Origin of the sequence: Thermoactinomyces sp. CICC 10735, from assembly GCF_016055175.1 — a bacterium.
GTDB lineage: Bacteria > Bacillota > Bacilli > Thermoactinomycetales > Thermoactinomycetaceae > Thermoactinomyces > Thermoactinomyces vulgaris.
The window spans coordinates 529,833-544,327 of record NZ_JAECVT010000001.1 but is presented as its reverse complement, the minus strand read 5'-3'; the positions used below and the strand labels follow the sequence as shown (position 1 = coordinate 544,327).

Sequence of the window (14,495 nt, the reverse complement as noted above, 5' to 3'; positions counted from 1 at the left end):
ACAGACTAATGTCTGTACAGCTTTTTTTGTGGAATGGACGGAGAGAGTTTGTTGTGATAATGGAATGCGAAGGAGGATGCCTGATGAGATGGACGGTGCTTGGTTGCCATTCCCCTTATCCGGCGCCGGGAGGTGGGACTCCCGGTTATCTGTTGGAGGCGGAAGGGAAAAAAATCCTGATTGATTGCGGCAGCGGCATACTGGCCCGGCTGGTCGAACGGATCGCCATCGAAGCGTTGGATGCCGTTTTGTTGTCGCATTTGCATCATGACCATATCGTTGATTTTTTTGTTTTGCAGTACGCGGTCATGACCGCCCGAAAACAAGGGAAAAGGAAACACCCCCTTGCGGTCTGGTCACCGGAGAAACCGGCCGGTTGGTTTGAAAAGTTGCGTTATAAAACAGAGATTGACCGAAACGGGATCCGGGAAGGGATGAAAATTCATTTGGGCGGGCGGTTGACCGTGCAATTTTTCCGCACCGATCATGCCGTCCCTTGTTTTGCCATGCGGATCCATGACGGTAAACGCACCATCTTGTACGGGGCAGACAGTGGCCCGGAGACAGATTGGGAAAAGATGGGGAAAAGCCCTGACCTGTTTGTTTGTGAAGCAAGCTTTTTACATAAAGATTTGCCGGATCAACCAACAGGGCATCTGTCGGCCAGACAAGCCGGGCTTGCTGCCGGCCGGCTCAAGGCCAAGCAGTTGATCTTGACCCATTTGTATCCCGGGTATGATCCGGATCACCTGAAGGAGGAAGCCATGGCGGTGTTTGACGGTGTTTGCCAAACCGCTTATTCCGGCATGACGGTCGATTTGTAGCTTTTGTTTGGGCCGGTCATCCATTATCATGGAGAGACAAGCACGGTTTTGAATCAGCCGATGGAAAGAGGGGAGAGCGTTTGCAGAAACTGAAGGAGTATATTGTCAAAGAGGGATTGGTGCTGTCCGATGACATCTTAAAGGTGGATGCATTTTTGAATCATCAAATCGATCCTTTTTTGATCAGGGAAGTCGGGGAAGAGTTTGCCAGGCGTTTCCAAGATGAATCCGTCACTAAAATTTTAACCATTGAGTCGTCGGGCATTGCGCCGGCTGTCATGACCGGATTGGCATTGCACGTTCCCGTGGTTTTCGCCCGGAAGAAAAAATCGCTGACATTGAAGGATTCCTATTATGAAGCCAAAGTTTTTTCATACACCAAACAAGAGACGACTTCCGTGGTGGTGGCGAAAAAGTTCTTAACCCCAAAGGACCGGGTATTGGTGATTGATGACTTTCTGGCCAATGGACAAGCGGCAGAAGGTTTGATTCAAGTGGTCCGCATGGCAGGGGCCCGGTTGGCCGGATTGGGGGCGGTGATTGAAAAATCTTTTCAGCCCGGCGGCTCCAATCTTCGCAAGCAGGGAATTCGAGTGGAATCGCTGGTGGAAATTGCATCTTTGGCTGATGGAAAAGTTCATTTCAAAGAAAACTGAGGGTCAAGCCGGATTTCTCTTTATGAGGGAGATCCGGCTTGATTGATTGGTGTTTTGAAATAAACAAGTTTGCAACACAAACAATTCGCTAAAATTCATTTTCCCCGGCTGGGAAATTCGCAACAACATGTTATAATGGGGGAGAATCATCCGAGGATCTTTATTGAACACATGTCACTCATCGTGTATAATGAGAAAATTGCAGTATTCGTGTTCAGCCTTCGAAATCATGGATTTATTCATTATAGAAGCAATCTCACCAGAAAGGGTGGATGAAATGGAACGAAAAGAGAAAGATTACAGCCAATATTTTGTTGCACCCGATCTGAAAGCCGCCAAAAGGCGGGGGAAGTCGGGTGTGGAAGTGATACAATTTGATCAGATTCCCGAAAATATGCGTGGGGTCGGCGCAGGAAAGAAATATTTGATTCAAACTTACGGATGCCAAATGAATGTTCATGACAGCGAAACGATCGCCGGAATTCTGGAACAAATGGGCTATGAACGGACAGAACGGGAAGATCGAGCGGATATTATTTTGCTGAATACGTGTGCCATTCGCGAAAATGCAGAAGATAAAGTGTTTGGCGAATTGGGACGCCTCAAACACCTGAAGTTGGAAAACCCGGATTTAATCCTCGGGGTTTGCGGTTGCATGTCCCAGGAAGAAGTGGTCGTCAACCGGATCTTAAAAAGTTATCAGCATGTGGATTTAATCTTTGGCACACACAATATCCACCGTTTGCCGGTCTTGTTGCAAAACGCCTTATTCAGCAAGGAAATGGTTGTGGAAGTATGGTCCAAAGAGGGCGATGTGGTTGAAAACATGCCCAAGAAGCGTGAAGACGGACTGCGTGCCTGGGTCAACATTATGTACGGATGCGACAAATTCTGCACGTACTGTATTGTTCCTTATACACGGGGGAAAGAACGCAGCCGCCGTCCCGAAGACGTGTTAAATGAGATTCGCGAACTGGCGCGCAAAGGCTATCAGGAAGTGACTTTGCTCGGACAAAACGTGAATGCTTACGGAAAAGATTTCACCGATATCAATTACCGGTTTGGCGACTTGATGGATGATGTCCGTAAAATCGGCATTCCGCGTGTCCGGTTTACGACAAGCCACCCGCGCGATTTTGATGACCATCTGATCGAAGTTTTGGCCAAACGCGGAAATCTGGTCGAGCACATTCATCTGCCGGTTCAATCCGGAAGCTCGCAAATTTTGAAATTGATGGCGCGCAAATATACCCGGGAGTCTTACCTTGAATTGGTCCGCAAAATTAAAGAAGCCATCCCGGATGTGGTGTTGACCACGGACATTATTGTGGGATTCCCCGGAGAAACCGAAGAACAATTTGAAGAAACGCTGTCCCTTGTCCGGGAAGTGGAGTTTGATTCGGCGTTTACGTTTATTTACTCACCGCGTGAGGGAACGCCGGCCGCCAAAATGAAAGATGACGTGCCAATGGAAGTGAAAAAAGAACGACTGCAACGTTTGAACGATCTGCAAAACGAAATCAGCCGCCGGAAAAATGAAGCTCTCCGCGGCCAAGTGGTGGAAGTTTTGGTGGAAGGCACAAGCAAGAAAAATCCGGATGTGTTATCGGGACGGACCCGTACCAACAAGCTGGTGAATTTCACGGGACCGAAGCATCTGATCGGGAAATTTGCCCATGTCCGGATCGATGAACCGCAAACCTGGACGTTAAAAGGAGTTTGGGTGGAAGAGGAACCTCTGACGAAAGTGGGAGGGTAAAATGTACACTTCGTTTGAAAACCATCCCGTGTTGGTGCAAGCCCGGCAATTTGCGGACTTGATTTTAAAAAGCGAAGAAATCCAACGGTTTCGTGCCGCGGAAGAGCAGGTGAAAAAAAGCAAGACCGTCCAAAATTATATTGACACCATCAAGCGAAAGCAAAAAGAATTGGTCCATGCCAAGCATTATCAGAAAACCAAATATGCCCGCATCTTGGAAAAAGAACTGGAACAGTTGAATCAGGAACTGGAGAACCTCCCCATCATCCGGGAGTATCAGCAGACGCAAGTGGGTGTGAATGATCTTTTGCAAACCATCCAGCAAGTGATTGGCACCACTGTTTCCAAAAAAGTTTCCGTTGAAACCGGTGGTGAAATCCGGCAGGGATGTGGAAGTGGCGGGCCTTGTGGTTGTTCGCGGTAAAAAAATTTTCCCCCGGGATGATTTCCCGGGGGTTTTTTTGCACCCTAGACAGTTGCCCTGCATACACTTGTTATTGAATGATGCTTGGAGGAGGGAAGTATGGTGTCATATCCAGATAGAGCCATGGAATACCGACAAATTATTACCAAGGCTGTATGCGGAAAAGGACGCAGATTTTTACAGTCCACGCACACAGTGAAGTCGCCGGAAAATATCCATACGATCTTGGGGGCATGGGTGATTAATCATCAGTACGAATGCACAAAAGTAGGAGAAGCCGTGGAAGTCAGCGGCAAGTACGATGTGAATATCTGGTATTCCACCAAAGGGAACACCAAAACCGATGTGATTAAAGAAACCGTTTATTACACCGAGCAAGTCCCGCTGAGCTATTATGACCGCAACACCCGTGACTCCACCGTTACCGTCAGTGCCACGGTGACGCAGGCTCCCAACTGTGTGGAAGCTTCCATCGCTTCACACACGGACGGAATCGCAGATGGCATTGTCGTCCGGGTTGAAAAAGAATTTGCGGTTGAAATGGTTGGGCAAACGAAGATTTGCGTACCGGTCTATCCGTTAGAATATGCAGAAACTGATGAAAAAGATTTGGCGGGAAGCTATGAAGAACATGTGGATGAAGATTCTTTTGATGAACTGGATCCGGATCTGATCATTGATGACCTGGAAGATTGATTAACGGATATTCCTCGGGAACTGCTGGCACCCAGTCAGCAGTTTATTTTTTGTTTTTGGATCCGAAACAACATTTAACCAATTGAGAAGCCGAGACATAATATAGATCATAATGCTCTTGACGGAAAGTGGGATGCACAGAAAGGGGAAAGGTTATGGGAGCCGTCACCCTTCCATATATGGATTTTAACAATCAGCAATCAATCAAAAATCTTTTGATTGAACAACAAGGAAGACTCGCCTCAACCATTCATCTGGAAAAGAGCGGATCGGTGGCCGTGTCTGAGCCGGTTTTGATTTTAAATGATGAAAGACATGTCCAAAGGACAAAAAATCCTTCGGCTTGCCACCGGATCTTAAGGATGCACGGGGTTCCCGTGCATTCCCATCATCATCTGGTCTTGCGGGAGTACATGGTCGCTGTTTTCCAAACCAATGTGTTGGCGGTTTATTGTTCCCGTCAACAGGGGGCTTGGCTGGCGGAGCAAAAGAGGAATTGGAAAAACAGTTTCCGGCGGGTCTCTTTGCAGGATCCGTCGAGGGAAGTGCGGAAAATCAAAGAATGGGCCGTCCGGGCTTTGTATGCGTTGGGATTGGATTACGGACTGGTGCGACTGGCCGTGGGGCCCAACCGGAAATATTTTGTCCGGCAGGTGGTATGTGATCCCAAGTTAAACAAAGAAATGAAACAAAGCTTCGTGAAAGCCGTACAGCAATATGTGAAAGAGTGTGTAAATCTTCCGGCCATTCCTTGGAACCAGGTGGTGCTGGGAGCCGATCCGGAGTTTATCATGGAAGGAAGGTCCGGGGGATTGCTGATGGCATCCCGATATTTCCCAGTGAAAGGGAGGGTCGGGTGCGATGCGATCTGGATGAACCAAAACCGTTCCTTAAAGCCGCTTGTGGAGATCCGGCCGGAGCCGACTCCGGATCCGCGCGCACTGGTCATCAACATCTTTAAAGGGTTGTTGTACGCAGCCAAAAAAACAGGGCGTGCCCCGGCAAAATGGCTGGCCGGCGCATTGCCGCACCATGCTTTCCCGTTGGGAGGGCATATCCACTTTAGCGGTGTTCAACCAAACTTTAAATTGTTGCGGGCTTTGGACAACTATTTGGCGTTATTTTTGGCAATCGTGGAAGATCCGCAGGGGATCGGGCGCCGTCCCAAGTACGGGTTTTTGGGGGATTTTCGATATCAGGACCACGGCGGGTTTGAATACCGGACGTTACCCAGTTGGCTGATTTCCCCCACCCTGACCAAAGGGGTCTTTGTCGTGGCCAAGTTGATTGCCATCCACTACCGGTATTTCAATTATTATCCGCTGGACGAGGAAGACGTCCAAGAAGCGTATTATCAGGGGGATAAAGAGGTGTTGGCCAAGTGGTTGCCCGTGTTGTGGAGCGAATTGAAGAAGTGCCCTTATTATGGGCGGCATAAGGAATATCTGGATAAATTCTACAAATACCTGACTTCGGGATCGACTTGGAATGAATCGCAAGATATTCGAAAAGTGTGGAAACTGCCGCCTTACCAGAAGAAAAAATAATGGAAAAGTGGGACGGTGCCTCGATTCATGTTAAAATATTGCAGTGAAAAATATTGTAACGGAGGCAGAGAACTTTGGCAAAATATACTCCGATGATTCAGCAATACTTGTCGATCAAGGCACAATATCCGGATGCCTTCTTATTTTTTCGTTTAGGCGATTTTTACGAGATGTTTGTGCGCCCATAAGGACTTATAGGGAATCTGCCCTTGGCAAGGCAGTGGGTGAGGGACGCGGAAAACACCCATCATCTACCAACTGATCCGGAGGGGAAACCCGAAGGGGAGTGTAGCATGTTGGTAAAGTCACGAGTCACGAAGCTGCCATCGTGCGACTGAGTGGCGAGATGAAAGGTTGTGAATGAGGATGAAAGCTGGATTGCTTGAATGACAGCCCGAGCCGGTTGATCGTAGCCCATGGCGGAAGGCAGCTGTATACGCCATGCAGCCGTGATGATTCGCAGAAAGACATGGCGGTCATCGGTGCGTCCTGCGGCTGGGCAGCCTCTGTCAGAGGAAAAGGGCGAACGTCACATCCGACATCACAACGTGCCTGTCTCTATAAGTCTAAATGGGGATCACCTGAGTCGGAATGCCTGCCTGTCGGGCTATGGCCGCAAGGGCCTGAATATCCGATATGGTGACGGAGCCCCCGTAGTAGTCTGAGCCGGGGAAAGCCCGGCACACGGCGAAGGGGGGCAGCTTGCTCGGGTTCCATACGACAAAGGAAGAAGCGTGAGGCTTTATGAGAAATCCTGAGTACGTATTGAACAGTCTGGCCGCGAAGTCCGGCGATTCAACCTATTTATTCCAAAGGATTTACCGAAATTTGTATAACCCGCGGTTTTATCAAAAGGCATATCAGGAACTGATCCGCCGGTTCCCTCAGGTAAGACACCGGAAACTCCTTCCCGGACAGCTGGAATCCCTGATGAAGGAATTGAAAAACGAAACCTATCAGCCGGCACCCTTTCCCGGCGCCGGGGAGACGGAACCGCTTCGGGATTGCTTGGTGGCATGGATTGTCCGCATGCTTCTCGAGGCGATCTATGAGGGTTCTTTTTCGGACTTGTCCCATGGTTATCGTTCTCACCGAAGCTGCCATACCGCTTTGTTGCAAGTAAAGAAAAATTTTTCCGGTGTCAAATGGTTGCTGCACGGAAGCCTGTATTCTTTTTTCCCTTCCATTTCTTTTGAAGTGCTGCGTTCCCTTCTGAGAAAAAGGATTGAGGATGAAAAATTCATCCGGCTCATCAACAAGTTTTTGCGGGCAGGATGGTTAGAGGATTGGCAATTCCACCGCACCTGCAGCGGGGCTCCCGTGGGCGGATGGATCAGCCCGGTTTTGGCCAATATTTATTTCCATGCGTTGGACCGGCATGTGGAAACGCTGATCCATGAGTTTTCCAAAGGAAAGAAGCGCAGGAGGAATCCGGCTTACGAGAAGCTTCTTGCCCGTATCAAACAGGTGGAACAAAGAAAAAGGGATGCAGAAAGCGAAGCGGAAAAAGAGAATTTGAACCGGCTGCAACAACAATGGACGGAACGGTTGAAACAAATCCCCCGGGAAGATCCGTGGGATCCGGCTTTTAAACGGCTCGTGTATACGCGTTATGCCGGGGAGATCTTATTGGGGGTGATCGGTTCCAAGAAGGAATCCTCAGCCATCGGGGATGAGGTTGTCCGGTTTATAAAACAGGAATTGAATCTTCCTTTTTCCCGCGAAGCACTTATTTTAAAACATGCCAAAAAACATACGCGTTTTCTCGGATACGACATCACCGTCAAAGAGCAGTGCAAACTGCTTCTTCCCAAAGAGGTCCGGATCAAAAGGCTGTATCAATTCGGGGCGGTGAAAGAACAAAACGGCAAGCTGAAGCCGGTACATAAGAAGGAACTGGTTCATCTTTCCGATGCAAAGATCCTGCACGTTTATAACCGGGAGATCCGGCGCATGTACCGTTATTACCAATTGGCGGAGAATGTCAGCACTTTGTCGCGGTATGCCCATTTGCTGAAATTCAGCATGTATAAAACGTTGGCCATGAAATACAGGTGCTCCGTGCACCAACTTTTGAAGAAGTACATGCATGCGGGGGTCTTTCGGGTACCGGTTGAAACCGGAGACGGGGAAAAAGCGTTTGCCACCTTCCATGACGAAGGGTTTCAATGCAAGGACGATCCCGTCTGCCATGGCGATGTCGACCGGATGGACGGATCCGAACCGCCGGACCAAGGCCGGATTTGAGCAAGCGGAGAGCCGTATACGCCGAGAGGTGTACGTACGGTTCGGAGAGGGGTTCAGAGAAACCTGCCGTCAGAAGGCGGCAAGGCGCTTTGTTCCTACTCTACTTTGAAGATGCCGAAAAAGCAGCCGAAGAGCTCGAGATTACATTGACCAGCCGGGATGGCGGCAGTGAACGCATTCCCATGTGCGGGGTTCCTTATCATTCGGCTCACACCTATGTGGAAAAACTGATTGATCAGGGATATAAAGTCGCCATCTGTGAGCAGGTGGAAGATCCTTCCGCTGCCAAAGGGGTGGTCAAGCGGGAAGTGGTTCGCGTGATCACGCCCGGGACCATCATGGAAGAAAACATGCTGGTTGACCAGGAAAACAATTTCTTGGTGACACTGACCGGAAGCGCGAATCAAATGGCATTGGCAGCAGTGGATCTGTCCACGGGAGAGTGCCACATTACGGAGATGGGCGGTTCGCTGGACGCGATTTTGGATGAAATTTCTTCGTATCGGCCGAAAGAAATCGTGTTGGATGAATCCTTGGCAGATCAAGCGGCGGTAAAAGAACAAATTGAAACCCGCTTAAAATGTTTGATCACGCCGCATGGCATGGATGCCGGTTCCGAAAAGAAACTGTCCGAAGAGTTGCCGGCGCAGTTTCCGCAATACCCCGAGCTGTGCGATACCCCGTTTTTGCGAAAAGTGGTCGCCTTGTTATTCTCTTATCTGAAACAAACGCAAAAGCGGGCTCTGCATCATTTGCAGCGGTTGCACCGGTATGACGCCAGGCAGTATATGATGTTGGATGAAGCGGCGAGAAGAAACCTGGAATTGACGGCAACGCTTGGCGAAGGAAAGAAAAAAGGTTCGCTATTGTGGCTGTTGGATCAAACGGCCACCGCAATGGGGAGCCGGTTGTTGAAAAAATGGCTGGACAAGCCGCTTCTGTCACTGGAAGAGATCACCCGGCGCCAAAATATGGTGGAAGCGTTGCTTTCCGACTTTTTGTTGCTGGATGAAGTGCGGGACCGGATGAAACAAGTTTATGATTTGGAGCGGCTGGCGGCGCGCATTTCTTACGGATCGGCCAATGCGCGGGATTTAAACAGTGTGAAAAGATCGCTTTCCATCATTCCCGAACTGAAAGAGAAATTGTTGCAATCCGACTCCCGGCCGCTGAAGGAATTGGCGGAAAAAATGGATGAGTTGGCGGATGTAAAAAGCCTCATCGACGAAGCGTTGGTGGAAGAAGCGCCGGTTTCCGTCAAGGAAGGCGGCATCATCCGCGAAGGCTTCCATGAAGAATTGGACCAATTGCGGAAGATCCAGAAAGACGGGAAAAGCTGGATTGCCGAGCTGGAGCAGAAAGAAAGAGAAACGACGGGAATCAAGTCGCTAAAAATCCGTTATAACCGCGTGTTCGGCTATTATATCGAGGTTACCAAGTCCAATCTGCATCTGGTTCCCAAAGACCGGTACCACCGCAAGCAAACGCTTGCCAATTCGGAACGGTATATCACGCCGGAATTAAAAGAACGGGAACAGCTCATCTTAAATGCTTCGGAAAAATCAGTGGAACTGGAATATGAACTGTTTACAAAGGTCCGGGATCAGGTGGCGGGCCAGGTTCAACGATTGCAATCTCTGGCCGAACGGGTGGCCGAGTTGGATGTATTGCACGCCTTTGCGCTGATTGCCCAAAAGTATCAATATGTCCGTCCGAAAGTGCATACAGGCAGTCAGCTGAAAATCAAAGCAGGCCGCCATCCGGTCGTCGAAGCCGTTACCAATACGGGGGAATTTGTGGCCAATGATGCGGAGTTGGATCAGGAAGACCGCCAAGTCTTATTGGTGACGGGGCCGAACATGGCCGGAAAAAGCACGTACATGAGACAAGTGGCTTTGATTGTGATTTTAAGCCAGATCGGAAGTTTCGTTCCGGCGGAAGAAGCGGAAATTTCCATTGTAGACCGCGTGTTTACCCGGATCGGGGCGGCGGATGATTTGACCGGCGGGCGGAGCACGTTTATGGTGGAGATGTCTGAAACCTGCCATGCCCTGAAGGAGGCCACCCGGAGGAGCTTGATCCTGCTGGACGAAGTGGGACGAGGAACATCCACTTATGACGGGATGGCTCTCGCGCATGCCATCGTGGAATACATTCATGACCATGTGGGAGCCAAGACGCTGTTTTCCACCCATTATCATGAGTTGACAAAACTGGAGGAATTATTGTCCCGGTTGAAGAATGTGCATGCCCAATGCATTGAGCGGAACGGAAAGGTGGTCTTTTTGCACCGGATTGTCCCGGGAGGGGCGGATCGCAGTTACGGGATTCAGGTGGCCGAGCTGGCCGGGCTGCCGAAAGAAGTGATCACAAGAGCCAAGCAGCTGTTGGCCGAATTGGAAAACGGCACACCCGCACCTTCAAACACCGGTGCTTCCCCGGATTCGTCGGGGCAGTTGTCCTTGTTCGATCCGTTGGAAATTCAGCCGGCAGCCCGGGAGACGGCCGCTTCGTCTTTGACCTCCGAAGAACAAGAAGTTTTGGAGGCCGTCCGCAAGTGGGATTTAATGAATAAGACCCCGTTTGAATGCATGCAGTTTTTGCATGAGATCAAACAAAAATTAAATTAAACAATATGGAAAAGGAGGGGAGTGGATCATGGGCAACATTCAAGTGCTGGATGAACATTTGACGAACCAAATTGCCGCGGGAGAAGTGGTGGAACGGCCGGCGTCGGTTGTCAAAGAGTTGGTGGAAAACTCCATCGATGCCGGCGCCACCCGGGTGCAGGTCATGATAGAAGAAGGCGGGATTTCTTTTATTCAGGTGTCGGATAATGGTTCTGGCATGGACCGGGAAGATGCCGTGTTGGCCTTTTCCCGCCATGCCACCAGCAAAATCAAGCGGGAACGGGATCTGTATTCCATCCGGACACTCGGCTTTCGGGGAGAAGCTTTGCCGAGCATTGCTTCGGTTGCCAGAGTGGAATTGGTGACCACGAAGGACCCTTCACAGCTTGCGACCAAAGTGAAAATCGCCGGAGGCGACATCGAAGCGGTGGAGGAAACTTCCCGTTCCAAGGGAACCGATGTGATGGTCCGGGATTTGTTTTATAACACGCCCGCCCGTTTAAAATATTTGAAAACGGTCAATACCGAAGTCAGCCATGTTGCCGATGTTTTGGGAAGGTTGGCCTTTGCCCATCCGGAAATTTCTTTCTCCCTGACCCATAACCGGAGGAAGTTGTTTCAGACCGCGGGAGACGGGAACTTGAAGCATGTACTCCTTTCCATCTACGGGAAACAGGTGGCCGGACAGGCGGTTTCGATCGAAGGAAGCGACATGGACTTCCGGGTTTACGGATGGATCACCAAACCGGAAATCACCCGCTCCAACCGGTCTTATTTGACCATCATCTTAAACGGGCGCTATGTGCGTTCCCTGCCGATCACCCAAGCCATTTTGCGTGCTTACGGCACCTTGTTGCCGACGGGAAGGTTCCCGGTCGGGGTTTTGCATTTGGAGATGGATGCGCAATTGTTGGATGTCAATGTTCACCCTTCCAAGTTGGAAGCAAGGCTCAGCAAGGAAAAAGAATGTTGCCGGCTGGTTGAAGAAACGGTGCGGCAAGCCTTGCAAAAAGAGCGGTTGGTTGCGACACCCAAAGCGGAATCAGCGGTGAAAAAACCGGAGTATAAGCAGGAAACTTTCCAGTGGAACCAAGCGAAAAGACCTGCCGTGAATCCATATCCGTCCGACCGTCCCGATCCGTCATGGAAACTGCGCGAAAGCCCGATGTCGCTGGTCAAGAAAGAGGAGCCGGTCAAGAAAGAGGAAGAGAAGGAAACGGATCCGGCACCGGTCTTTCCGGATCCTTCCCCGTCCCAAAGCAAACCGGAGCCCAAAGATTCAAAATATCAATCCGCCTTGAGCGCATGGTCGGAACAGAATACGCCCCGGGGAGAAGAAAAGGCGACCCTTTCCGCTCCGCCGGTTTCAGAAGAAGCAGCGGCGGAAGAGCCGGAAGCGGAAGCAAACGGGGAAGACCGATTGCCGTTCATGACTCCGTTGGCACAGGTCCACGGCACTTATATCGTGGCGCAATCGGAAGACGGATTTTTTTTGTTGGATCAGCATGCGGCACATGAGCGCATTTATTACGAGATTTATTCCAAAAAGTTGGGGGAAGCAAATCATCACCAGTATTCCCTTTTGATTCCCATGACGATCGAGTGCACGCCGGCCGAAGCCGAAATATTAAACATGCATTTGGATTATCTGAATCAGTGGGGCCTGGAAATGGAGCCTTTTGGCGGAACCACGTTTGTGATCCGCGCTTACCCCGCGTGGTTTCCGAAAGAAGATCCCCAGCAATTGATTCACGAGATCATTGACTGGCTGAAAGAAAATGGGAAAGTGGAGACTGCTCAACTGAGGGATGCAACTGCCAAAATGATGTCATGCAAAGCGGCGATCAAAGCCAACCGCTATTTGCTGAAAGAGGAGATGGAAGAATTGTTAAACCAGTTGAGCCGTTGTGAAAATCCGTTTACTTGTCCGCACGGACGGCCCATTTTTGTTCATTTTTCAACTTATGAATTGGAAAAAATGTTTAAAAGGGTGATGTAATTTTGTTTGTCACAACATCTTTTCACCCGGGAGACCAGGAAACAAACGAAGCAAAAGAATTGGCCCGTGCATGGAAGGTGCCGTTCGTCCGGCGCGGGCGCCGGTCTCTTCAAGCGCTTTTCGAGCAGACGGCATCGGATCAGGTGGTCATTGTCAGCAAAGAGGGATGGCGCTATGAAGACAAAAAAGGCCATTCCTTCTTTTTTCATCCCAACATGTCGGCCCTTCGCATCAAACATTTGGCTTCCGGGCAGCCGGACAGCATGGTTTCGGTGGCCGGATTGAAAGAAGGGGATTTTGTCCTGGATTGTACCTTGGGGATGGGGGCGGATTCCATCGTGGCCAGTTATGTGGTCGGGGAAAAAGGCCGGGTTGTGGCGCTGGAGAGTGAGCCGGTCATCGCGGCGATCGCCGGACACGGCCTTCAAACATACCGGACCGGGCGCAAAGCGTTGAATGAAGCGATGCGGAGGGTTGAAATTGTTCAGGCCCGCTATCAGACCTACTTAAAACAATTGGAGGATCAATCCTTTGATGTGGTGATGTTTGACCCGATGTTCCGGGAAACGGTGAAACAGTCGTCAGCCATGCAAATGTTAAAACCCCTGGCCAACCCGGAACCCTTGGATCCGGAGTCGGTGCAAGAAGCCGTGCGGGTGGCCAGGAGGGTTGTTTTGTTAAAAGAGCGGCCGAAAAGCGGGGAGTTTGAACGGCTGGGCTTTACGATTGTTAAAGCTTCATCCAATTACGCCTGGGGTGTGATCTGGAAAGGAGGTCACCGGTGAAGGAAAAGCTTGTTGTCATTGTCGGACCGACGGCGGTCGGAAAAACCGGTTTGAGCGTACGGTTGGCCAAACGGGTTCATGGCGAAATTATTTCCGGCGATTCCATGCAGGTTTACCGGGGGATGGACATCGGGACAGCCAAAATCATGCCGGAGGAGATGGAGGGGGTTCCCCATCATCTCATTGACATTCTCCCGCCGGATCAAAATTTCTCGGTTCAGGAATATCAACAGCTGGCACGGGAAAAAATCAGCGAGATCAACCGGCGCGGGCATCTGCCCATGCTGGTGGGGGGAACCGGTTTGTACATCGAAGCGGTGGTCCATGATTATCTGATGCCCCATGTCAAAGAGGATCCAAAGCTGCGCGAAGAATTGCATGCGTTTGCCCGGCGGGAAGGCAACGAAGCGTTGCACCGGCGGTTGGAAGAAGTGGACCCGGTCCAGGCCAAAAAATTGCATCCCAATGATCTCAGACGTATGATTCGGGCTTTGGAAGTTTATCATGTTACTGGAAAGCCGTTTTCCGAGCTGAAAGGAAAAGGAACTTCGCCTTATGACGTGTTGTGGATCGGGCTGACGATGCCGCGGGAACAATTGTACGAGCGGATCAATCGGCGGGTGGACGAGATGATCCAAAAAGGCCTGGTGGATGAAGTGAAAAAACTGTGGGAGCAAGGATACGGGCTTCATTTGACTTCCATGCAGGCAATCGGGTATAAAGAGATTGTAAGTTATTTGAAAAACGAAATCACTTTGGATGAAGCGATTCATCTCATCAAGCGCGGATCGCGAAAATACGCGAAACGACAGCTCTCCTGGTTTCGGCGTTTAAAAGAAATTCATTGGTTTGATGTGACAAATTCCCAATCTTTTCGAGAAATTGAAGAACTGGTGGCAGGAAAGTTTCCTTTGGCCAGAGAATAAAG

The 14,495-nt window shown here is 50.1% G+C and carries 11 protein-coding genes and 1 pseudogene; all 12 read left to right on the top strand.

Annotated elements, in window-relative coordinates; all coding sequences use genetic code 11:
- The first annotated feature begins 83 nt into the window (after positions 1-83).
- Positions 84-824, top strand: a complete 741-nt coding sequence (locus I8U23_RS02805; RefSeq protein WP_037996871.1) for an MBL fold metallo-hydrolase — start codon at positions 84-86, stop codon at positions 822-824.
- Between the two features lie 80 nt (positions 825-904).
- Complete coding sequence (locus I8U23_RS02800; protein ID WP_049720192.1) at positions 905-1,480, top strand: xanthine phosphoribosyltransferase; 576 nt, start codon at positions 905-907, stop codon at positions 1,478-1,480.
- A 277-nt stretch (positions 1,481-1,757) separates the two neighbouring features.
- Entirely contained in the window at positions 1,758-3,239 is a 1,482-nt protein-coding gene (gene miaB / locus I8U23_RS02795; protein ID WP_037996866.1) for a tRNA (N6-isopentenyl adenosine(37)-C2)-methylthiotransferase MiaB, read from the top strand.
- A gap of 1 nt (position 3,240) precedes the next feature.
- Positions 3,241-3,663, top strand: a complete 423-nt coding sequence (locus tag I8U23_RS02790; RefSeq protein ID WP_049720190.1) for a YlbF/YmcA family competence regulator — start codon at positions 3,241-3,243, stop codon at positions 3,661-3,663.
- Between the two features lie 123 nt (positions 3,664-3,786).
- Entirely contained in the window at positions 3,787-4,359 is a 573-nt protein-coding gene (cotE, locus tag I8U23_RS02785) for an outer spore coat protein CotE (protein WP_232335440.1), read from the top strand.
- Positions 4,360-4,514: 155 nt separating this feature from the next.
- Positions 4,515-5,906: a putative amidoligase domain-containing protein gene (locus I8U23_RS02780; RefSeq protein ID WP_049720189.1), complete on the top strand. Its 1,392-nt coding sequence runs from the start codon at positions 4,515-4,517 to the stop codon at positions 5,904-5,906.
- 74 nt (positions 5,907-5,980) lie between these two features.
- Positions 5,981-6,082, top strand: a pseudogene (locus tag I8U23_RS13685) (MutS N-terminal domain-containing protein); the annotation flags it as partial.
- A 568-nt stretch (positions 6,083-6,650) separates the two neighbouring features.
- Positions 6,651-8,153, top strand: a complete 1,503-nt coding sequence (locus I8U23_RS02770) for a reverse transcriptase/maturase family protein (protein ID WP_198050706.1) — start codon at positions 6,651-6,653, stop codon at positions 8,151-8,153.
- A gap of 89 nt (positions 8,154-8,242) precedes the next feature.
- Positions 8,243-10,783 (top strand): DNA mismatch repair protein MutS, encoded by a 2,541-nt coding sequence (gene mutS, locus I8U23_RS02765; protein WP_232335418.1) that lies wholly within the window; start codon positions 8,243-8,245, stop codon positions 10,781-10,783.
- Positions 10,784-10,811: 28 nt separating this feature from the next.
- A complete protein-coding gene (gene mutL, locus I8U23_RS02760; RefSeq protein ID WP_037996862.1) occupies positions 10,812-12,782 on the top strand; it encodes a DNA mismatch repair endonuclease MutL in 1,971 nt (656 codons plus the stop codon).
- A gap of 2 nt (positions 12,783-12,784) precedes the next feature.
- Complete coding sequence (locus I8U23_RS02755; protein ID WP_198050704.1) at positions 12,785-13,567, top strand: class I SAM-dependent methyltransferase; 783 nt, start codon at positions 12,785-12,787, stop codon at positions 13,565-13,567.
- Positions 13,564-14,493 (top strand): tRNA (adenosine(37)-N6)-dimethylallyltransferase MiaA, encoded by a 930-nt coding sequence (miaA, locus tag I8U23_RS02750; RefSeq protein WP_037996858.1) that lies wholly within the window; start codon positions 13,564-13,566, stop codon positions 14,491-14,493. Before I8U23_RS02755 ends, miaA begins: the two co-directional genes overlap by 4 nt.
- Positions 14,494-14,495 lie beyond the last annotated feature (2 nt).